We start from the raw sequence: 19,080 nt of genomic DNA on the forward strand, positions 1-19,080 counted from the left end.
CGACCGCCTAGCGGTCCGGCAGGCAGGCGTGGTGGGCGAAGCGGTAGATGCGCGCGCCCCCGACCAGATGGGCGGCGAAATCCCCGGCGAACAGCCCGGCCACCGCCGCATCGCGAATGTTCAATCCCCCCGCATAGGCGCCGAGCGCCGGCATGACGAGGCGCGCCCCGTCGCTGGCGAAGCAGCGCCGCCGCAGGCCCCGCCCGCGCACCACGAGCCGCGCCACCGGATGCAGATGGCCGGCGATCTCGCCGGTCACCGGTTGGGCGGAAGGCTCATGGCGTAGGCTGAGCGGGCCGACGCGCAGTTCGTCCGCCGGCGTGCCGCCAAGGCCGGGCATGGGATCGGGATCGTGATTGCCGGCGACCCACACCACCTCGCGCCCACGCATAAGGTCCGCGAGCTGCTCGCGTTCCAGCAGACCCAGCCGTTCGGCGCCGCGCCGGTCATGGAAGCTGTCGCCGAGCAAGACGAGGCGGCGCGGATTCCAGCGGGCGACGATCTCGCCAAGCAGAGCGAGCGTGGCGCGGGTGTCATAAGGCGGCAGCGGCACGCCGCGCGCGGCGAAGGAGGAGCCCTTCTCCAGATGCAGGTCGGCGGCGATCAGCATCCGCTCGGCCGGCCAGTACAGCGCGCCGGCGCAGTCGAGCACGAGGCGCGCGTCGGCGAGGGCGAACTCGTCGCCCGCGCCCACCGCCTCATCCGCCGCTTCCGCTGTCTGCGCGACCACCTGCGCCACTCATCGCCTCCCGGATCAGATCGTCCTCGGCCTCGGCGAGCAGGGCTTCCGACGCCTCGCCCGCCACGCGCTCGCGGCCGATCTCCAGCATGACCGGCACGGCGAGCGGGGAGACGCGCGCCAGCGGCACATGATCGATTCGCCCGCGAATGCGCGTCAGCATGTCGGAGAGGCGGCGAATGTCCAGAAGGCCGGTCGCCGCGTCCGCCCGCGCCGCGCGCAAGAGCACATGGCCGGGCTCATGCCGGCGGAGCACGTCATAAATGAGGTCGGTGGACATGGTGACCTGCCGGGAGTTCTTCTCCTGGCCGGGAAAGCGCCGCTCGATCAGCCCGCCGATGACCGCGCATTGGCGGAAGGTGCGCTTCATCAGCGAGGATTCCGCCAGCCAGTCCTCGAGATCGTCGCCGAGCATGTCGGCGTCGAACAGGCCGTCCAGCGACAGGCGCCCATCGGCAATGGCGAGCGACAGGTCGGACAGGCCGTAAATGGCGATGGCATAGTCATTGGCCATGAAGCCGAGCGGGTTCAGCCGCGCGCGGTCGAGGCGGCGGGTCAGCAGCATGCCGAGCGTCTGGTGGGCGAGCCGGCCCTCGAACGGGTAGGCGACGAGGTAATGCCGCTCCCCGCGCGGAAAGGTCTCGATCAGCAAATCCTCACGGCCCGGCAGGCGCGAGCGCCATTTCTGCAGCTCCAGCCATTCGCGCACCTGACCGGGCAGGCTCGCCCAGCGCGCGGGCTCGGCCAGCAGCGCGCGCACGCGGGCGGCAAGGAAGGTGGAGAGCGGGAACTTGCCGCCGGCATAGGACGGCACGCGAGGATCGGTCGCCTGCGTGCGGGTGACGCGCACCTCGTTCTCGGCAATGGTCAGGAAGGCCAGCACCTCGCCAGCGAAAACGAAGGTGTCGCCGGGGCTGAGCTGCTCGGCGAAATATTCCTCCACTTCGCCGAGCACCCGCCCGCCATAGCGCGCCTTGGCTCCCGCAAGGCGGACCTTGAGCATGGTGGATTCGACGATGGTGCCGACATTCAGCCGGTATTGCTGCGCCATTTGCGGGTTGGCGACGCGCCAGCGGCCATCCTTCATCCGGCGGATGCGGGCGAAACGCTCATAGGCGCGCAGCGCGTAACCGCCGGTGGCGACGAAATCGAGCGTGTCGTCGAAATCCGTGCGGCTGAGCTCCGCATAGGGCTCGGCGGAGACGACCTCGCGGTAGAGATCATCCGCGCTCACCGGCCCGGCGCAGCACATGCCGAGAATATGCTGGGCGAGCACATCGAGCGCGCCGGAGCGGATGACCGCGCTGTCCTGCGCCCCCGCGCGCACCGCCTCCAGCGCGGCGCGGCATTCCAGAACCTCGAAGCGGTTCGCCGGCACCAGCACGGCGCGCGAGGGCTCATCCAGCCGGTGATTGGCCCGGCCGATGCGCTGCATGAGGCGCGAGGAGCCCTTGGGCGCGCCGACATTGATGACGAGATCAACCGCGCCCCAGTCGATGCCGAGATCGAGCGAGGAAGTGCAGACCACCGCCTTCAGCCGCCCCTCCCCCATCGCCGCCTCCACCTTGCGGCGCTGGGCGACATCGAGCGAGCCATGATGCAGGGCGATCGGCAGATTGTCGTCATTGATGTGCCAGAGCTCCTGAAACAGCAGCTCGGCCTGCATGCGCGTGTTGACGAAAACCAGCGTCGTCGTGTTGGCGGTGATGAGCCGGTAGATCTCCTTCAGCGCGTGGCGGGCGGTATGCCCGGCCCAGGGTACATGGGCGGCGCTTTCCAGCATGGAGAGATCCGGCGCCGCGCCGGCCTCCGCCACCACCATGTCGCCCATCTCATGAGTGCCGGTCTGCGGCACCAGCCAGCGGCGCAGCGTGTCGGGGTCCGCCACCGTGGCGGAAAGGCCGACCGTCTGCGCCAGCGGGGCGAGAGCCCGCAGGCGGGCGAGGCCGAGCGAGAGCAGGTCGCCGCGCTTGGAGCCGGCGAGGGCGTGGAGTTCGTCGAGCACGATGCGCTTGAGGTCGCCGAACAGTGGTTCGGCATCAGTCGAGGCGAGCAGCAGGGCGATCTGCTCGGGGGTGGTGAGCAATATGTCCGGCGGGTCGCGGCGCTGGCGCTGGCGGCGCGAGGCCGGGGTGTCGCCGGTGCGCGATTCGATGCGGATCGGCAGGCGCATTTCCTCCGCCGGCCGCTCCAGATTGCGGGCGACATCCACCGCCAGCGCCTTGAGCGGGGAGATGTAGAGCGTGTGGATGCCGGGCGGGCGCACGCTGTTGCGCACCACCGGGCGCTGGGCGAGATCGACGAGGGTCGGCAGGAAACCCGCCAGCGTCTTGCCGGCGCCGGTGGGCGCGATCAGCAGGGTGGAGCGGCCCTCGCGCGCCTTCTCCAGCAGTTCCAGCTGATGCGCACGCGGCGCCCAGCCCCGCCCGGCGAACCAGCGGCGGAAGCTCTCGGGCAGGAGATCGTCGGGATCGGAATCGCGTGCGGCCACCGCGCCAAGCTAATGCGCCGGGAGGGAATTGCGAGGGGGGCGCGTGCCGGAACACCTGCCGCCTCGCACACCGTCATGCCCGGGCTTGGCCCGGGCATCCACGACTTCCCGTGTGCGCCAACGGAGCGAAAGGCGTGGATGGCCGGGCCGCCTCGACTGCGGTGTGCAGGAGACGAGCGTGAGGCCGGCTTTAGCCAGTGCTGCCACACATGAGGGTCGGCGCGGTCTTAGCTCTCCGCGGATGGAGCGCCAGGAACGTCTCGAGGAATCGTGGTTATAAATGTCATCCGCCAGCGGTTAAGAGGCTCGGGTGCCCCTACTGCTCCATCTACTCGCCTCGCGATGATAGCCTTTACGTCGTCAGGTATAGTCTCTGAGACACGCGGGACTTCAGGTACAGTCGTATCTTGCATTTCGGACGTCCAAGCTAAGTCTCCTTTCCGCCTATTAGCAATGCGATCTCTGATGTCGCGTGGTGTCGGTGGAATAGGCACTCCTAAGACGGGCCTTCCCGTCGCCGTCGAGACATACATGGGTATAGGGAACATTCCGGGGGCAAATGCGACCGGCCCCACAGGACACACAGTCGGAGGACAAAATAGATCGGTCAAAGAGAATAGATGCGGGGCAATAGCCTTTAGACTCTTGTTTCTGGTGCGAAGCGCGCGTGTATTCGCAGCCTTAACAAGCTTCTCAATCACGAAACCATCGGCTAAATTTACTCCAGACAGTAGGGTCGACCCATATTTTTGTACCAATGCGCAGGTCTGTGCTGGATGGTAGAGGATATAAAGTGGATAAGTGGCTGATCCAGGCGCACGGGCTGTATCGCATAGAGTCTCGGCCTGAAGGTTGGGTCCAGTTCCCGAGGTATGAAGCAACTCTTTGTAACCGTGCCTCATCCAACTCTTCCCTTCGCCATAGGCCTGCTTCGCCTGCAGCAGGATACGGAAGAACGTCCCATCGCTCGTATTAACGAAGTTCCACTCCATGTCAGCACCCGTCACGGGTTCGTTGGGGAACTCCACGACCACCCTACCACCGCCGGCAGTGATGAGGCTGCCCATCATAACATCGGTGACGGTTTCCTCGCGGAACCGGCGGCGCAATGAACGCCCCTGCTCTAGAAAACTCTCAACAAAGTACGGAAATTGATGAGCGAATTGGCACAGCATGGAGAGCCATTCCCTAGCTAACGATTCTGCAAATAGACGTTCAAGACACCCGCTGCGCCACCACCACCAGCCCCGGCACCGGTTGCTCCTTCTCCGTCCGCGTCGACTGCGCGGCGCAGGAAACGAGCGCGAGGCCGGCCTCGGCCAGCGCCGCGCGCACGTAAGGCTCGGCATGGGCGAAGCGGAGCGTGTCGCGCAGGAGGATGCCCGCGCCGTCATGGGTCTCGACGGTGAAGGCCAGCAGCCCGCCGGGCTCCAGCACGCGGGCGCTCTCGTTTAGGATGGGCCTGAGATCGTCGAGATAGCAGAAGGCGTCGCCGGCGAAGATGAGGTCGGCATCTTCCGCCGGGCGTTCCTTAAGGAAGGCGACCATCTCGCCCGCCACCACCCGCTCATAGACGCCGCGGCGGGTCGCCAGCGCGATCATGTTGGGCGAGAGGTCGACGCCTTCCAGCGCGCCGACATGATCGGCAAGCCGCGCCGCCACCAGCCCGGTGCCGCAGCCGAGATCCAGCCCGCGCCCAAAGGCATAGGCCTGCGCGAGCGTCGCGCAGGCTTCCGTAAGCGCGGCATGGATCAGCTCCGGCCCGCGATAGCCGAGCCGGGCCAGCGCCGCGTCGAAGCGGTCGGCATACTGGTCGAACAGCGTGCGCACATAGGCTTCGCTCATGCCGAAGCTCGTGCCGGCCCCGCCCGCGTCCGGCAGCGTGCCGCCGAGGCGCACAACGTGCAGTCCGGCGCCCAGCGTGTCGGCGGGGTCGAGATCGAGCGCCCGCTCATAGGCGGCGCGCGCCGCCTCAGCCTCGCCCAGCGCCTCGCGCGCCTCGCCGAGCAGGAACCAGCCCGGCGCGTAGTGATCGGCGCGCGCCACCGCCTCGTCGAGCAGGGCGGCGGCGTCGCCCGGATTGCCCTCGGCCATCAGGGCACGCGCCCAGTCCATCCGGCGGTCGACCAGAGGGTCACCGGAAGAGAGGATCAGCCGGGCGGCGCTCATGAGAGGTTCTTTCAGGGGGCTCGCGGAAAGTCGCGGCGCCGCCCTATATATCGTTGGCGATGCGCCCGGAAGAGCTTCTCCACTCCACGCCGCAAGGCCTCTATTCGCCGGCCGGCGATTTCTTCATCGACCCGACGCGCCCGGTCGCGCGGGCGCTGATCACCCATGGCCATTCCGACCATGCCCGCGCCGGCCACGGCGCCGTGCTGGCGACGCGGCAGACGCTCGACATCATGGCCATCCGCTATGGCGAGAACTTCGCCGGCTCGACGCAGGCCGCCGCCTATGGCGAGAGCGTCAGCGTCAACGGTGTCAGCGTTACCTTTTACCCGGCCGGGCATATTCTGGGCTCAGCGCAGATCCTGCTGGAAAAGGACGGCTGCCGCATCGTTGCCTCCGGGGACTACAAGCCGGGGGCCGACCCGACCGCTTTGCCCTTCGAGCCGGTGCGCTGCCGTGTCTTCATCTCCGAGGCGACCTTCGGCCTGCCGGTCTTCCGACATCCCGAGCCGGCCGACGAGATCGCCAAGCTGATGCAATCGCTCGCGCTGTTCCCGGAGCGGGCGCATCTCGTCGGCGCCTATGCGCTCGGCAAGGCGCAGCGGGTGATGGCGCTCCTGCGCGCCGCCGGGCATGAGCGGCCGATCCTGCTGCATGGGGCGATGGAAAAGCTCACCGCCTATTATCAGGCCGAGGGTATCGACCTCGGCGAGGTTAGCCCCGCGCGCGGGCTGAAGGGGGCGGAGCTCGCCGGCGCGGTGGTGCTCTGCCCGCCAAGTTCGCTCACCGATGTGTGGTCGCGGCGCTTCCCCGATCCCGTCACCGCCTTCGCCTCGGGCTGGATGCGCATTCGCGCCCGCGCCCGGCAGAACGGCGTAGAGCTGCCGCTGATCATCTCCGATCATGCGGACTGGGACGACCTTCAGGCTTCCATCCTCGCCACGGGCTGCGAGGAGCTCTGGGTCACCCATGGCCAGGAGGACGCGCTGGTGCATTGGGCCGGGCTCGCCGGACTGCGCGCCCGCCCGCTGCACATGGTCGGCTATGGGGAAGAGGAGGCGGAAAACGCCGCCGCCGAGGCCACCGCCATCGCGGAGGGCACGGCATGAACCGCTTCGCCGCGCTTCTCGACCGCCTCGTCTATGAGCCGCGCCGCAACGGCAAGATCGCGCTCATCGCCGATTATTTCCGGCACACGCCGGACCCGGAGCGCGGATGGGCGCTGGCCGCATTGACGGGGGCACTGTCGTTCCGCAATGCCAAGCCGGGCCTGATCCGCCAGCTCATCATGGAGCGCACCGACCCGGTGCTGTTCGCGCTGTCCTATGATTATGTCGGCGACCTCTCCGAGACCGTCGCGCTGATGTGGCCGGCGCCGCCGCGGAGTGAGCCCCCCTCACCCAACCCTCTCCCCCACGGGGAGAGGGCTTTGGAAGCGACCGACCGAGCCCCCTCTCCCCGTGGGGGAGAGGGTTGGGGTGAGGGGGAGCCCGCCTCCCCCACCTCCGACGTGCCGCTTTCCGACATCGTCCACGCCTTCACCCATATGGGCCGGGCGGAAATGCCCGCTGTGCTGGCAAGCCTGCTCGACCGGCTGGACGAGACCGGGCGCTGGGCGCTGTTGAAGCTCATCACCGGCGGGCTGCGCATCGGCGTGTCCGCGCGCCTGGCCAAGACAGCGGTGGCGGCGCTCGGCGCGCGCGCGCCGGACGAGATCGAGCTGGTCTGGCCAGGCCTCGCCCCGCCCTATGAGGCGCTGTTCGCCTGGGCCGAGGGGCACGGCGAAAAACCCGCGACCGAAGACCCCGCCCCATTCCGGCCGGTGATGCTCTCCCACCCCATCGAGGACGCCGATTTCGCTGCGCTCGACCCCGCCGATTTCCACGCCGAGTGGAAATGGGACGGCATCCGCGTGCAGGCGGTACGGGCCGCCGGGCCGGATGGCCGGCACGTCACCCGGCTCTACAGCCGCACTGGCGAAGATATTTCCGGCGCCTTCCCCGACCTCGCCGAGGCGCTCGCCTTCGACGGTGCGGTGGATGGCGAATTGCTGATCCTGCGCGAGGGGCGGGTGCAGTCCTTCAACGTGTTGCAGCAGCGGCTGAACCGGAAGGTCGTCTCCGCCAAACTCATCGCGGAGTTCCCCGCCCATATCCGCGCCTATGACCTCCTGGTCGAGGCGGGGGAGGATCTGCGCGACCTGCCCTTCGAGGCGCGTCGCGCGCGGCTCGCCGCCCTGATCGCCACGCATCCGGCCGAGGGGCGTCTCGACGTCTCCCCGCTGGTGCCCTTCGCGAGCTGGGACGATCTCGCGGCCGCCCGTGCCGACCCGGCCGCGCATGGCGCGGGGGAGGATGCGGAAGCGGTGGAGGGCGTGATGCTGAAGCGCGCCGACACCCTCTATCTGCCCGGCCGTCCCAAGGGCCCGTGGTGGAAATGGAAGCGCGACCCGCACAGCGTCGATGCCGTGCTGATGTACGCCCAGCGCGGCCACGGCAAGCGCTCCTCCTATTATTCCGACTACACGTTCGGGGTCTGGACCGGGGAGCGTTCCGGCGAGGGCGAGCTGGTGCCGGTCGGCAAGGCCTATTTCGGCTTCACCGATGCCGAGCTGATCGAGATCGACCGCTTCGTGCGCCGCCACACGGTGAACCGCTTCGGCCCGGTGCGCGAGGTGGTCCACACCGCCAGCGAGGGGCTGGTGGTCGAAGTCGCCTTTGAGGGGCTGGCGCGCTCCACCCGCCACCGCTCGGGCCTCGCCATGCGCTTCCCCCGCATCGCCCGCCTGCGCTGGGACAAGCCGCCGGGCGAGGCCGACCGGCTGGCGACGCTTGAAGCGATGATCGGCGAGGAGGGCAGCGCCCCTCGCCGCGCCGCTCCCAACCCCGCCGCCGGCGTGCTAGGGAAGGCACCATCGACTGCCGAAGGAGCGTAGATCATGGCCGACAATCAGCTCGCCCGCTGGATGGGTGGCTCGCCGCTCTGGGTGCTCATCCGGCTACTGCTGCTCTCGCTGGTGGTCGGCGTCATCCTCTCCGCCCTCGGGCTCGACCCGATGAACATCTTCGCCAGCCTCGAAAGCCTGGTGCGGCATCTGTTCAATTTCAGCTTCGAGGCGGTGGAGCGGCTATGGCGCTATTTCGTGCTCGGCGCGGTGATCGTCATTCCGCTCTGGATCATCATGCGCCTCGCTAACCGGGGGCGCTGAACGCGCCCTTGACGGGCTGAGCTGGCGGCAGGAGGCTCGCCTTTCCCCGGACGGCAAGAAGCCGGGGATGAGGGAGCGATCATGACAACGCCACGCACCGGCGCCGCCTTCGGGGCGGCTGCCGCCCTGCTTCTCGCCCTGTCCTCGCCGCTCGCGGCGGATGGCTCGGGCGACCCGACGCCGGCCAGCGTCAGCGACGGGGAATATAGCGACAAGGCCGGCAACCCGACCTTCAAGATCGACACGGATGGCACGGTCGACTGGTACACCTCGGTCGGCTACATCCGCTACACCGCCAATTGCATGCAGTGCCACGGGCCGGACGGGCTCGGCTCGAGCTTCGCGCCCTCGCTCGTCGATGCGTTGCAGACGCTCGACTATGCCGCCTTCATGGACACGGTGGCCAACGGCAAGAAGAATGTCAGCGCCAGCCAGGATCTGGTGATGCCCGCCTTCGGTAACAACCCGAATGTGATGTGCTTCATCGACGCCATCTTCGTCTATCTGCGCGCCCGCTCGGATGGCGCGCTCGGGCGCGGCCAGCCGCAGAAGAACGCGCCGCGCCCCGAAGGCTATAGCGCGCAGGAGAACGCCTGCATGGGCTAGGCGCCCGGTTCAGGCGCGCGATCAGCCGGGAAAGGGCTCGCGCGCCAGCGCGGCGGCGTTGCGGCCGGTGAGCGCGGCGAGCGTGGTCTTGTCGCGGTCAAGGCGCGCTGCCAGCCCCGCCTTGATCCGCGCGGCCAGCCCCAGCCCCTCATAGACCAGGCTCGAGTAAAGCTGGATCAGGCTCGCCCCGGCCTCGATCTTGGCCAGCGCCGTCTGCGGGCTGTCGATGCCGCCGACGCCGATTAGCGGGAAGGCGCCATCGACACGCAGATAGGTCTCCGCCAGCATGCGGGTGGAGAGCGGAAAGAGCGGGCGGCCGGAAAGCCCGCCGGTCTCGCTTTTCGCCGCCGCGCGCAGGGTCGGCGGACGGGAGATGGTGGTGTTGGAGACGATCAGCCCGTCAATGCGCCGGCGCCGGGCCACCTCCACCACGCTGTCGAGATGGGGCAGCGCGAGATCGGGCGCGATCTTCAGCAGCAGCGGGATGCCCGGCGCCGCCTCGTCACGCGCAGCGATGACGCGGGCGAGCAGATCATCGAGCGCGCTCTCCTCCTGCAGATCGCGCAGGCCCGGTGTGTTGGGAGAGGAGACATTGGCGGTGAAATAGCTGGCGAGGCCGGCAAAGGCGCGGATGCCCGAGACATAGTCGGCGGCGCGGTCCGTGCTGTCCTTGTTCGCCCCGACATTGACGCCGACGATCCCCGCCCGGCCGCGCCGCGCGGTGAGCCGGGCTTTCGCCGGGCCATGGCCGCCGCTGTTGAAGCCATAGCGGTTGATGACCGCGCGGTCCTCGACGAGGCGGAAATTGCGCGGGCGCGGATTGCCGGGCTGCGGGCGCGGCGTGATGGTGCCGACCTCGACGAAGCCGAAGCCGGCGCCAAGCAGCGCGTCGGGCACCTCGGCCTCCTTGTCGAAACCGGCGGCGAGGCCCACCGGGTTCGGGAAACGCAAGCCGAAGGCGTCCACCGCGAGGCGCGGATCATCCGCCGGGGCGGGCCCGGCCGGCAGGCGGGACAGCGCGCTGATGGCGAGGCCATGCGCGGTTTCCGGGTCGATCAGCCGGGCGAAGGGAAGCGCGAGGTCGAGCAGAGCGCGCATGGTTCAGCCCTCGAAGGCGGGAAAGAGATGGCGCCCATGCTCGCCGAGCGGCAGGTCACGCACCCAGGCGACGGCCGCGAGCTCCAGCGGCGCATACAGATGCGGGAAGAGATCGCCGCCACGGGAAGGCTCGAAGCGCAGCGCGGCGGGATCGAGCCGTTCGGTGCGGATGGCCACCAGCAAGAGATCGTCCTGCCCAGCGAAATGGCGGGCGGCGGTTTCGGCAACCTGCGCGGCGGTGGAGAAATGGATGAAGCCGTCGGCAAGGTCCACCGGCGCGCCATCAAAGCGCCCGGCGTCTTCCGCCAGCTGCCACAGCGCGCGCGGCACGATCTTGTAGATGAGGGCGGGGGGCTGACTCACGGGGCTTCATCCTGCTGCGGCGGGGCCGCGCCCGCTCTAGCCCCGCTTGCCGGGGCTGGCAACGGCGAAGTGGTCGGCACGCATGGCGTGCGAGGCGGCTGGACTTTGGCAAAAATAGGGTATAATTCCTATTCATCCGACAAAATTCCGGCGGCGGTGCATCGTGCTGACTCATCCGCAGATCTGGCGGGCCATTGATCGGCTGGCCGAGCGCCATGGGCTGAGCCCCTCGGCGCTGGCCAAGCGCGCCGGGCTCGACGCGACCACGTTCAACCGCTCCAAGCGCACCACGGCTGACGGGCATCTGCGCTGGCCCTCGACCGAGAGCATCGCCAAGATCCTCGCGGCGACCGCGACCAGCCTCGATGATTTCATGGCGCTCATCGAGGGCGCGACGGCGGGGCGCCGGGCGATCCCGCTCATCGGCTTCGCGCAGGCGGGCGCCGGCGGCTATTTCGACGATGCGGGCTTTCCGGTCGGCGGCGCCTGGGACGAGATCGCCTTTCCCAATGTGGGCGACGAGCACGCCTATGCGCTGGAGATCGCCGGCGATTCCATGCTGCCGCTCTATCGCGACGGCGATGTCGTCGTGGTCTCCCCGGCGGCACCGGTGCGGCGGGGCGACCGGGTGATCGTGAAGACGCGCGAGGGCGAGGTGCTGGCCAAAGAGCTGAAGCGCCGCACCACGCGCACGGTGGAACTGCGCTCGCTCAACCCGGAGCACCCCGACCGCAGCTTCACGGAAGGCGAGATTGCCTGGATCGCCCGTGTGCTCTGGGCGAGCCAGTAACCGCCTATCCAGCGGCGGGCCTTCCACATAGAAACGGCCCCCGAGGGGCCGTTCCCGTCGCATCTCAAGAACTCGGTCAGTAGCGGCAGGGCACGCTCACGGTGCGGCCATAGGCATCGCGGGCGTAGCAGTCGCCCGGCGAGGTGGCCGCGCCGATCACCGCGCCCGTGCCCGCGCCGATGGCGCCACCGATCGCCGCGCCCGTGCCGCCGCCGGCGATGCCGCCGATGACGGCGCCGGTGCCGCCGCCGATCAGCGCGCCGCCCGCGGTGCGACGCTCGGTGGTGGTGCAGGCAGCCGCGCTCAGCGCGATGGCGCAGATGGCAATGACCTTGAACATGATTTCCCTCTCCAGACTTGGCCCTGTCTCGTCGAGCGCGCCTGAAGGGCCGCCCGTGAAGTCTGACCGTTCAACGCACAAAGCCGGTGACGGTTCCCGAAAATACCGCAGACCGGCGACGCCCGACTTCCTACGGGAGAAAATGCGGATTATCATAATAACCACATACGTTAAACGTAATTAACCGTGCAGCCGGTTGACAGTGGAGAGACGCATGACCATCCGCCTTGGGGACGTGGTTCCCGATTTCGAGGCCGAGACCACCGAAGGCCCGATCCGCTTCCATGAGTGGCTCGGCAATTCCTGGGGCGTGCTGTTCTCGCACCCGAAGAACTTCACCCCGGTCTGCACCACCGAACTCGGCCAGGTGGCGCGGCTGAAGCCGGAATTCGACCGGCGCAACGTGAAGGTCATCGGCCTGTCGGTCGATCCGCTGGACGCGCATGCCAAATGGGCCGACGACATCGCGGAAACACAGGGCTTCGCGCCGAACTTCCCGCTGATCGCCGACCAGGATCGCACGGTTTCCGGCCTCTACGACATGATCCACCCCAACGCGTCGGACACGATGACGGTGCGTTCGGTGTTCGTCGTCGGCCCGGACAAGAAGCTGAAGCTCTCGCTCACCTACCCGGCGAGCGCGGGGCGCAATTTCGACGAGATCCTGCGGGTGATCGATTCGCTCCAGCTCACCGCCCAGCACTCCGTCGCCACGCCGGCGAACTGGAAGGATGGCGACGACGTCATCATCGTCCCCTCGGTCAGCGACGAGGCGGCCAAGGAGAAGTTCCCCGGCGGCTGGAAGACGCTGAAGCCCTATCTGCGCGTGGTGCCCCAGCCGGGCAAGTGAGGCGCAAGACGCGGCGCGACGCCCTGCGCGGGCGTCCGCCCGTGCCGCGCATCGTCTCTCACGGCCGGGGGCTGTCCCCGGCCGCTCCCGCTGCCTCCGCCGACCGGCGGTGGCCGAGGATGCGGTGGACATTGCCTTCGATCCAGTCGGTCAGCGTGCCCAGATGATCGGCGACTTCCCGGCCCATCGGCGTCAGGCTGTATTCGACATGGGGCGGCACGACGGGGAAGGAGCGGCGCGCGACGAAGCCGTCCTCCTCCAGAAGGCGCAGCGTCTGCGCCAGCATTTTCTCGCTCACCCCTGCCGCCATGCGGCGCAGCTCGCTGAAGCGCATCGTGCCGTCGCGCAGGATGAGCAGGCACAGCGTGCCCCACAGGCTGCTCACATGCTTGAGCACCTCGCGCGAGGGGCAGTCGGTCGCGCGTAGCTCGCCGCGCCGGACCCGCTCCTTGAAGGTTTCCCGATCCCGACCCATCGCGTCCTTACCTCCGCGCACCCGCAATACTAACCAAAAGGTGCGTACTTTCCATTAGAGAGTATGGACGCTAGCGTGCCGCGCATCAAGTTCACCACGCGTTGAGGCTGACATGACTGATTTGATTTTGGTGACCGGCGCCTCCGGCCAGTTCGGCCAGCTCGTTCTGGGTCACCTGACCCAGGAGCTGGGCGTCGCCCCCTCCCGCATCGTCGCGGGCTCCCGCAATCCGGCCAAGCTCGCCGACTGGGCCGCCAAGGGCGTCCATGTGCGCGCGCTGGATTTCGAGGACGCCAGCACCTTCGCCCCCGCCTTTGCCGGCGTCGGCCGCGCCCTGCTGATCAGCACCGATGCGCTCGACCGGCCGGGTCGCCGCCTTGCCCAGCATCAGGCGGCCATCGCCGGGCTGGAAGCGGCTGGCGTCACCCACGTCGTCTATATCTCGGCGCCGAAGCCGGAAGACTCGCCGCTGCTGCTCGCGCCCGACCATGAGGGCACGGAACAGGCGCTCGCGGCCAGCGCCCTGCCCGGCTGGACCGTGCTTCGCAACCATTGGTACTTCGAGAACCTGTTCATGTTCCTGCCGCCGGCCATCGCGGCGGGCGCCTGGTACACGGCCGATGAGGGCCAGGGCAGCGCCGATATCGCCCGCGACGACCTCGCCTTCGCCGCCGCCAAGGTTCTGGCCGGTAGCGAGAGCGGCAAGGCGACCTACACGCTCTCCGGCACGCAGGCGCTGACCAAGACGGAGATCGCCAGCGCGGTGAGCGCGGCCATCGGCAAGCCGATCGCGGTGGTGCAGGTGCCGCTCGAAGGGCTGGTGCAGGGCATGGTACATGCGGGCCTGCCCGAGCCGCTGGCGCGCGTCTTCGCGTCCTTCGACAGCAACACCGCCGCCGGCCGGGTCGCCGAGATCACGGGCGACTTTGCCCGCCTCACCGGCCGCCAGCCGCGCCCCTTCGCGGAGTGGCTCGCCGCCAACACCCCGGCGCTCGCCGCGCTGTGAGGCACGGCTCCCTCCAAGCCGCCGTGCCGAAGACGTCGTGGATTCCCGGATCAAGCCGGGAGGACATTGGGCAGGGGACCGCCATGGTCCACCCATGGACCGTCATGGCCGGGCTTGGCCCGGCCATCCACGCCTTTGACCTGTAGCGCCCGGAAAAGTCGTGGATCCCCGGGTCATGCCCGGGGATGACGTCGGAGTAGGGTGCAGATGACACCGCATCTGACCGATTGGCCGAGCTTGGTTCAGCCGAGCTTCTTGCGGTACTCGATGAAGCCCGGCCGGTCGGCCAGCGTGTTGTAGAGGCGCTGCGCGGTGGTGTTGGTCTCATGCGTGAGCCAATACACATCCGCGCAGCCGCGCCGGGCCGCCTCGGCAAAGACATGCTCGATCAGCGCCCGGCCGACGCCCTTGCCGCGCGCGGCGGGGCTGACGAACAGGTCGTTCAAATAGCAATAATCCTGCACGCTCCAGGTCGAGCGGTGCGACAGCGCGTGAACGAGGCCGAGCGGCGTCTCGCCCTCGAAAGCCAGCGCGCCCCACATCGGCTCGGCCGGATCGGTCAGGCGGGCGAAGCTGGTGCGGCTCGTCGCCTCCGGCAGGCTCGCCTCATAGAAGGTGAGATAAGCCTGCCAGAGCGGCGCCCACACGGCGTAGTCCTCCGCCACCAGCGGCCGGATGGTGATGCCCGTATCGCTCATGCGAGTACCCTGCCCTTTTCCAGCGCCACGCCGCGCAAAAACTCGTCCGCCGGCAGGGCGCGGCTGCCGGCCTTCTGAACCTCGGTGAGGCGCACGGCGCTCGCCCCTTCGCCCTCGCCGCAGGCGATGGTGAGATCATCGCCCAGCACCGTGCCCGGCGCGCCAGACCCCGCCGCGAGCGTCGAGCGCAGCACCTTCACCCGCGCGCCGTCCAGCTCGAACCAGGCGCCGGGAAAGGGCGACAGGCCGCGAATATGGTCGTGCACCGCCTTGGCCGGGCGGCTCCAGTCGATGCGGGTCTCGCTTTTGTCGATCTTGGCGGCATAGGTCTCGCCCTCCGCGGGCTGCGGGCGGAAATCGAGACCGCCGCGCTCCAGCGCCGCGAGTGCACGACCCATCAGATCGGCGCCGACGATCATCAGCCGGTCATGCAACTCGCCCGCCGTCATGTCCGGGCCGATGGCGACGCGCTCGACGAGGCCGACGGGGCCGGTGTCGAGCCCGGCTTCCATCTTCATCACCGCGACGCCGCTCTCGGCATCCCCCGCCATGATGGCGCGCTGGATCGGCGCCGCGCCGCGCCAGCGCGGCAGCAGCGAGGCGTGCAGGTTCAAGCAACCGAGCGCGGGTAGGTCGAGAATGTTCTGCGGCAGGATGCGGCCATAGGCGACGACCACGGCGACATCGGCCTCATGGGCGGCGAAGGTCTCGGCCGCCTCGGGCGTGCGCAGGCTCGCGGGCGTCAGCACGGGCACGCCGAGCTTTTCGGCCGCGCGGTGGACCGGCGAGGGCACGAGATCGAGCCCGCGCCGCCCGCCCGCCGCCGGCGCGCGCGTGTAGCAGGCGACGACCTCATGGCCGGTGCCGACAATTTCGGCGAGCGTCGACACCGCGAAATCGGGCGTGCCCATGAAGACGATGCGCATGAGTGCCCCCGATGATGATGCGCGGACCGCGGACAGGCTCAGTCGCCGTCGCGTTCCTTCTGCTTGGCGAGCTTGGTGAACTTGGTCAGCACCCGATCCCGCTTCAGCTTGGAGATGTGGTCGATGAACAGCACGCCGTTGAGATGGTCGATCTCGTGCTGCACGCAGGTGGCGAGCAGGCCCTCGGCGTCGATCTCGCGCGTCTCGCCGTTGAGGTCCATGTAGCGGATCTTCACCCGCGCCGGGCGCTCGACATCAGCGTAATATTCCGGGATCGACAGGCAACCTTCCTGATAGACCGACAGCTCCTCGGAGGCGCCGACAATCTCAGGATTGATCAGCGCGATCGGGTTCTTGGCGTCCTCGCTGTCATCCTCGCGCTCGCGCCGGCCGACATCGACGGTGACGATGCGCTCGGGAATGCCGACCTGGATGGCGGCAAGGCCGATGCCCGGCGCGTCATACATGGTCTCGAACATGTCCTCGACGATCGCGCGCACGCGCGCATCCACGCGCGTCACCGGATCGGAGATGAGCCGCAGGCGGGAATCGGGGAGAATGACCAAGGAGCGTATCGACATGGCGTCCAGATAAGGGCTGGCCGTTTTCCGGTCAACGGAGGCGGCGCGCGGATGGGGACGGATGTTCACTCTCCGTTCGCGCTTTGACGAGAATCTGCTAAAAGCGCGCGATGGATCAGCTTCTCTTTGTTATCGGCACGCAGCCCGTGACCCTCGCCCATACGCTGATCGCCGGCGCGGCGCTCGGCTTCCTGCTGCTGCTCGCCGTTCTGCGGGCGGTCTCGCGCGCGGCACGGCACAGCGCCGAGGAGGCGGACGAGCAGGCCCGCCGGGCGGAAGACCTGGAGACGCGGCTGATCGAGCTCGCACGCACGCAGGCCGAGACGGTCGGGCGCGTTCAGTCCATGGCCGAGGTGCTGGCGCAGCGCCAGGGCGAGCTCGCCCGCGCGGTCGCCGAGCGGCTGGACGCCTCCTCGCATCGGGTCGGCGAAAGCCTCGCGCGCTCGGCCGAGGCGACGCATGAGAACCTCGCCAAGCTCAATGAGCGCCTCGCCCTTGTCGATCAGGCGCGGGCGAGCCTGGGCGAGCTCTCCGGGCAGGTGATGAGCCTGCGCGAGACGCTGTCCAACAAGCAGGCGCGCGGCGCCTTTGGCGAGGGCCGGCTGCAGGCGATCATCGCCGACGGGCTGCCGCGCGACAGCTTCGCCTTCCAGCACACGCTGGGCAATGGACGGCGCGCCGACTGCGCGATCTTCCTGCCCGGCGACAAGCGCCCGCTGCTGGTCGATTCCAAATTCCCGCTGGAGGCCGTCACCGCCTATCGCGAGGCGCCGACGGCGGAAGCGCGCAAGCAGGCCGAGACGCGGCTCAAGGCCGATGTCGGCAAGCATGTGAAGGACATCGCCGAGCGCTACCTCATCAGCGGCGAAACGCAGGACATCGCGATGATGTTCGTGCCCTCGGAATCCGTTTATGGCGAGCTGCACGAGCATTTCGACGACGTCATCCAGCAGGCGTTCCGCGCCCGCGTGATCCTCGTCTCGCCCTCGCTGCTGATGCTCGCGGTGCAGGTGGTGCAGGCGATCTGCAAGGATGCGCGGATGCGCGAGCAGGCCGACCTCATCCGCGCCGAATGCGGCAAGCTGGTCGCCGATGTGATGCGGCTGCGCGACCGGGTGGGCAATCTGCAGAAGCATTTCGGCCAGGTGACCGACGACGTGTCGCAGGCACTGACCTCCGCCGACAAGATCGCCAAGCGCGGCGCGCGCATCGAGCAGCTCGAATTCGACGGCGAGCCCATCCCCGCCGACACCCCGCCGCTCCCCATGGGCGAGGGCCTGCGCCAGATCCGCGGCGCGGCGGAGTAAGCGCGGCCGCTTCCCCTCGCGTGATCCCGGCCCCTCCGGACTTGCCTTCGGCAAGCCCAAGGGCAGGCGCGGCCGAACAGACCCATCAAGGCGTCATCCCGGCCGAAGCGCAGCGCAGAGCCGGGATCGTCGGATCGGTCGGGTGCCGGCGGACAACCGGGATGGTAGGCCGATCAAGACGCCCCCGCGATCCCAGATCGGCCATAGGCGGCGACCCTCCCCGTGCGCCGTCATGGCCGGGCTTGGCCCGGCCATCCACGCCTTCCCCTTCGCGCCCGGCCAAAGTCATGGATCCCCGGGCCAAGCCCGGGGATGACGGCGGGAGAGGTACGCCGCCCCCCTCTTCCCTGTGAGTTTCCCCTGTGTCTGTAATCAGTCGAATTCGTATCTGAAGCGGAATCTGATAGTCTGATAGAAACGTTCTATCGTACCCGTCAGGAAGCGTTGCGTGATCGATCGGTTTGAACTTCTGCTGGCGCTCGCCAAGGAGCGCCATTTCGGGCGCGCCGCCGAAGCGTGCGGCGTCACCCAGCCGACCCTTTCCGCCGGCCTCAAGCAGCTCGAGGAACAGCTCGGCGTGCGCCTCGTCGAGCGCGGCTCGCGCTTCATCGGCTTCACGCCGGAGGGCGAGCGCGCGCTGCAATGGGCCCGCCGCGTCATCGGTGATGTGCGCGCCATGCGCCAGGAGATCGCCGGCATGCGCAAGGGCCTGTCCGGCCATCTGCGCATCGCCGCCATCCCGACCGCCATGCCCATGCTCTCCGAGCTCACGACGCCGTTCCACGAGAAGCACGCCGATGTGCGCTTCACGCTGATGTCGGCGAGCTCGAACGAGGTGCTGCGGCTCATCGAGAACCTCGAAGCCGATGCCGGCATCACCTATCTCGACAATGATCCCGTCGGCCGGCTGAAGACGGTCCCGCTCTACAAGGAAGGCTATCGCTTTCTCACCTCGGTCGATTCCCCGCTGGGCGACCGGGCGAGCGTGACCTGGGCGGAGATCGGCCAGGTGCCGCTCTGCCTGCTCACCCCCGACATGCAGAACCGCCGCATCGTCGACAAGCAGCTGGCGGAAGCCGGGCATACCGTCACGCCGATGCTGGAGGCCAACTCCACCATTGCCCTGCTCTCGCATGTGCGCACCGGCAAATGGGCGAGCGTGGTCGCCAAGACGCTGGCGGATGTGTTCGCCTTCCCGCCCAGCATCCGCTCCATTCCCATCGTCTCGCCGGAAGTCTCGCACCAGATGGGCCTCGTGGTGCTCGACCGCGAGCCGATGACGCCGATCGTCACCGCGCTGGTGGCGGAGGCCAAGGCGGTAGCCCCGGCGCTGACTGGCCGCATCTAAGGCGCGACGCCGACCGGACGGGAACCCGGTGCCTCTCTCCAAGTTGTCAGGGCGACGCGGCATCGGCCGCAGCTTGCACGGCGGC

20 protein-coding genes are annotated in these 19,080 nt (G+C 68.6%); 9 read left to right on the forward strand and 11 right to left on the reverse strand.

Annotation, left to right across the window (positions count from 1 at the left end):
* Positions 1-7 precede the first annotated feature (7 nt).
* The 4 genes from pdeM to OU996_RS00785 all read right to left on the reverse strand — a co-directional run bounded on the left by pdeM (position 8) and on the right by OU996_RS00785 (position 5,399).
* The gene (pdeM, locus tag OU996_RS00775) at positions 8-730 is read right to left on the reverse strand and encodes a ligase-associated DNA damage response endonuclease PdeM (protein ID WP_420712736.1); all 723 of its coding nucleotides are present in this window, start codon (positions 728-730) and stop codon (positions 8-10) included.
* Complete coding sequence (locus OU996_RS00780; protein WP_267583787.1) at positions 699-3,230, reverse strand: ligase-associated DNA damage response DEXH box helicase; 2,532 nt, start codon at positions 3,228-3,230, stop codon at positions 699-701. The genes pdeM and OU996_RS00780 overlap by 32 nt, the downstream gene beginning before the upstream one ends.
* 227 nt (positions 3,231-3,457) lie before the next feature.
* Positions 3,458-4,405, reverse strand: coding sequence for a DUF6615 family protein (locus OU996_RS21420; RefSeq protein WP_420712665.1), 948 nt, complete (start codon positions 4,403-4,405; stop codon positions 3,458-3,460).
* 40 nt (positions 4,406-4,445) lie between these two features.
* Positions 4,446-5,399 carry a class I SAM-dependent DNA methyltransferase gene (locus OU996_RS00785; protein ID WP_267583788.1) on the reverse strand — a complete coding sequence of 318 codons (954 nt, stop codon included), beginning with the start codon at positions 5,397-5,399 and terminating at the stop codon, positions 4,446-4,448.
* Positions 5,400-5,458: 59 nt separating this feature from the next.
* Between OU996_RS00785 and OU996_RS00790 the strand changes: the two genes are divergently transcribed.
* The 4 genes from OU996_RS00790 to OU996_RS00805 all read left to right on the forward strand — a co-directional run bounded on the left by OU996_RS00790 (position 5,459) and on the right by OU996_RS00805 (position 9,213).
* Positions 5,459-6,508: a ligase-associated DNA damage response exonuclease gene (locus OU996_RS00790; protein ID WP_267585542.1), complete on the forward strand. Its 1,050-nt coding sequence runs from the start codon at positions 5,459-5,461 to the stop codon at positions 6,506-6,508.
* Positions 6,505-8,334: a cisplatin damage response ATP-dependent DNA ligase gene (locus OU996_RS00795; protein WP_267583789.1), complete on the forward strand. Its 1,830-nt coding sequence runs from the start codon at positions 6,505-6,507 to the stop codon at positions 8,332-8,334. The genes OU996_RS00790 and OU996_RS00795 overlap by 4 nt, the downstream gene beginning before the upstream one ends.
* 3 nt (positions 8,335-8,337) lie before the next feature.
* A complete protein-coding gene (locus OU996_RS00800; RefSeq protein ID WP_267583790.1) occupies positions 8,338-8,607 on the forward strand; it encodes a DUF6460 domain-containing protein in 270 nt (89 codons plus the stop codon).
* A gap of 81 nt (positions 8,608-8,688) precedes the next feature.
* A complete protein-coding gene (locus tag OU996_RS00805) occupies positions 8,689-9,213 on the forward strand; it encodes a c-type cytochrome, methanol metabolism-related (protein WP_267583791.1) in 525 nt (174 codons plus the stop codon).
* 21 nt (positions 9,214-9,234) lie between these two features.
* Here OU996_RS00805 and OU996_RS00810 read toward each other — a convergent pair whose 3' ends face one another.
* On the reverse strand, positions 9,235-10,311 hold the full coding sequence (locus tag OU996_RS00810; RefSeq protein ID WP_267583792.1) for a quinone-dependent dihydroorotate dehydrogenase: 1,077 nt from the start codon (positions 10,309-10,311) through the stop codon (positions 9,235-9,237).
* Positions 10,312-10,314: 3 nt separating this feature from the next.
* Positions 10,315-10,674, reverse strand: coding sequence for a DUF952 domain-containing protein (locus tag OU996_RS00815; protein ID WP_267583793.1), 360 nt, complete (start codon positions 10,672-10,674; stop codon positions 10,315-10,317).
* Positions 10,675-10,837: 163 nt separating this feature from the next.
* Here OU996_RS00815 and OU996_RS00820 point away from each other — a divergent pair, with 163 nt between their 5' ends.
* Complete coding sequence (locus OU996_RS00820; RefSeq protein ID WP_267583794.1) at positions 10,838-11,464, forward strand: helix-turn-helix transcriptional regulator; 627 nt, start codon at positions 10,838-10,840, stop codon at positions 11,462-11,464.
* 76 nt (positions 11,465-11,540) lie between these two features.
* Here OU996_RS00820 and OU996_RS00825 read toward each other — a convergent pair whose 3' ends face one another.
* Positions 11,541-11,804 (reverse strand): hypothetical protein, encoded by a 264-nt coding sequence (locus OU996_RS00825; protein ID WP_267583795.1) that lies wholly within the window; start codon positions 11,802-11,804, stop codon positions 11,541-11,543.
* 214 nt (positions 11,805-12,018) lie between these two features.
* Here OU996_RS00825 and OU996_RS00830 point away from each other — a divergent pair, with 214 nt between their 5' ends.
* Entirely contained in the window at positions 12,019-12,654 is a 636-nt protein-coding gene (locus OU996_RS00830; RefSeq protein ID WP_267583796.1) for a peroxiredoxin, read from the forward strand.
* Positions 12,655-12,712: 58 nt separating this feature from the next.
* Here the strand turns inward: OU996_RS00830 and OU996_RS00835 are convergent, their stop codons facing one another.
* Entirely contained in the window at positions 12,713-13,129 is a 417-nt protein-coding gene (locus OU996_RS00835) for a winged helix-turn-helix transcriptional regulator (protein ID WP_267583797.1), read from the reverse strand.
* Between the two features lie 112 nt (positions 13,130-13,241).
* Here OU996_RS00835 and OU996_RS00840 point away from each other — a divergent pair, with 112 nt between their 5' ends.
* Positions 13,242-14,135: an SDR family oxidoreductase gene (locus OU996_RS00840; RefSeq protein ID WP_267583798.1), complete on the forward strand. Its 894-nt coding sequence runs from the start codon at positions 13,242-13,244 to the stop codon at positions 14,133-14,135.
* A 242-nt stretch (positions 14,136-14,377) separates the two neighbouring features.
* Here OU996_RS00840 and OU996_RS00845 read toward each other — a convergent pair whose 3' ends face one another.
* The 3 genes from OU996_RS00845 to def are packed head-to-tail and all read right to left on the reverse strand — an operon-like array spanning position 14,378 to position 16,340.
* Positions 14,378-14,833 carry a GNAT family N-acetyltransferase gene (locus tag OU996_RS00845; RefSeq protein ID WP_267583799.1) on the reverse strand — a complete coding sequence of 152 codons (456 nt, stop codon included), beginning with the start codon at positions 14,831-14,833 and terminating at the stop codon, positions 14,378-14,380.
* Positions 14,830-15,759, reverse strand: coding sequence for a methionyl-tRNA formyltransferase (gene fmt, locus OU996_RS00850; protein WP_267583800.1), 930 nt, complete (start codon positions 15,757-15,759; stop codon positions 14,830-14,832). The genes OU996_RS00845 and fmt overlap by 4 nt, the downstream gene beginning before the upstream one ends.
* Positions 15,760-15,797: 38 nt before the next feature.
* Complete coding sequence (gene def / locus OU996_RS00855; protein WP_267583801.1) at positions 15,798-16,340, reverse strand: peptide deformylase; 543 nt, start codon at positions 16,338-16,340, stop codon at positions 15,798-15,800.
* Between the two features lie 110 nt (positions 16,341-16,450).
* Here def and OU996_RS00860 point away from each other — a divergent pair, with 110 nt between their 5' ends.
* Positions 16,451-17,647, forward strand: coding sequence for a DNA recombination protein RmuC (locus tag OU996_RS00860; protein WP_267583802.1), 1,197 nt, complete (start codon positions 16,451-16,453; stop codon positions 17,645-17,647).
* A gap of 448 nt (positions 17,648-18,095) precedes the next feature.
* Positions 18,096-18,995, forward strand: a complete 900-nt coding sequence (locus tag OU996_RS00865) for a LysR family transcriptional regulator (protein WP_267583803.1) — start codon at positions 18,096-18,098, stop codon at positions 18,993-18,995.
* Positions 18,996-19,080 lie beyond the last annotated feature (85 nt).

The sequence above is a fragment of the Ancylobacter sp. SL191 genome, assembly GCF_026625645.1.
Lineage (GTDB): Bacteria > Pseudomonadota > Alphaproteobacteria > Rhizobiales > Xanthobacteraceae > Ancylobacter.

Bases quoted from the DNA above. Each gene is read 5' to 3' on its own strand.
- OU996_RS21420 (WP_420712665.1), bottom strand. From the start codon at position 4,405: ATGCTGTGCCAATTCGCTCATCAATTTCCGTACTTTGTTGAGAGTTTT.
- OU996_RS00785 (WP_267583788.1), bottom strand. From the start codon at position 5,399: ATGAGCGCCGCCCGGCTGATCCTCTCTTCCGGTGACCCTCTGGTCGAC.
- OU996_RS00790 (WP_267585542.1), top strand. From the start codon at position 5,459: ATGCGCCCGGAAGAGCTTCTCCACTCCACGCCGCAAGGCCTCTATTCG.
- OU996_RS00795 (WP_267583789.1), top strand. From the start codon at position 6,505: ATGAACCGCTTCGCCGCGCTTCTCGACCGCCTCGTCTATGAGCCGCGC.
- OU996_RS00800 (WP_267583790.1), top strand. From the start codon at position 8,338: ATGGCCGACAATCAGCTCGCCCGCTGGATGGGTGGCTCGCCGCTCTGG.
- OU996_RS00805 (WP_267583791.1), top strand. From the start codon at position 8,689: ATGACAACGCCACGCACCGGCGCCGCCTTCGGGGCGGCTGCCGCCCTG.
- OU996_RS00810 (WP_267583792.1), bottom strand. From the start codon at position 10,311: ATGCGCGCTCTGCTCGACCTCGCGCTTCCCTTCGCCCGGCTGATCGAC.
- OU996_RS00825 (WP_267583795.1), bottom strand. From the start codon at position 11,804: ATGTTCAAGGTCATTGCCATCTGCGCCATCGCGCTGAGCGCGGCTGCC.
- OU996_RS00830 (WP_267583796.1), top strand. From the start codon at position 12,019: ATGACCATCCGCCTTGGGGACGTGGTTCCCGATTTCGAGGCCGAGACC.
- OU996_RS00835 (WP_267583797.1), bottom strand. From the start codon at position 13,129: ATGGGTCGGGATCGGGAAACCTTCAAGGAGCGGGTCCGGCGCGGCGAG.
- OU996_RS00840 (WP_267583798.1), top strand. From the start codon at position 13,242: ATGACTGATTTGATTTTGGTGACCGGCGCCTCCGGCCAGTTCGGCCAG.
- OU996_RS00845 (WP_267583799.1), bottom strand. From the start codon at position 14,833: ATGAGCGATACGGGCATCACCATCCGGCCGCTGGTGGCGGAGGACTAC.
- fmt (WP_267583800.1), bottom strand. From the start codon at position 15,759: ATGCGCATCGTCTTCATGGGCACGCCCGATTTCGCGGTGTCGACGCTC.
- def (WP_267583801.1), bottom strand. From the start codon at position 16,340: ATGTCGATACGCTCCTTGGTCATTCTCCCCGATTCCCGCCTGCGGCTC.
- OU996_RS00860 (WP_267583802.1), top strand. From the start codon at position 16,451: ATGGATCAGCTTCTCTTTGTTATCGGCACGCAGCCCGTGACCCTCGCC.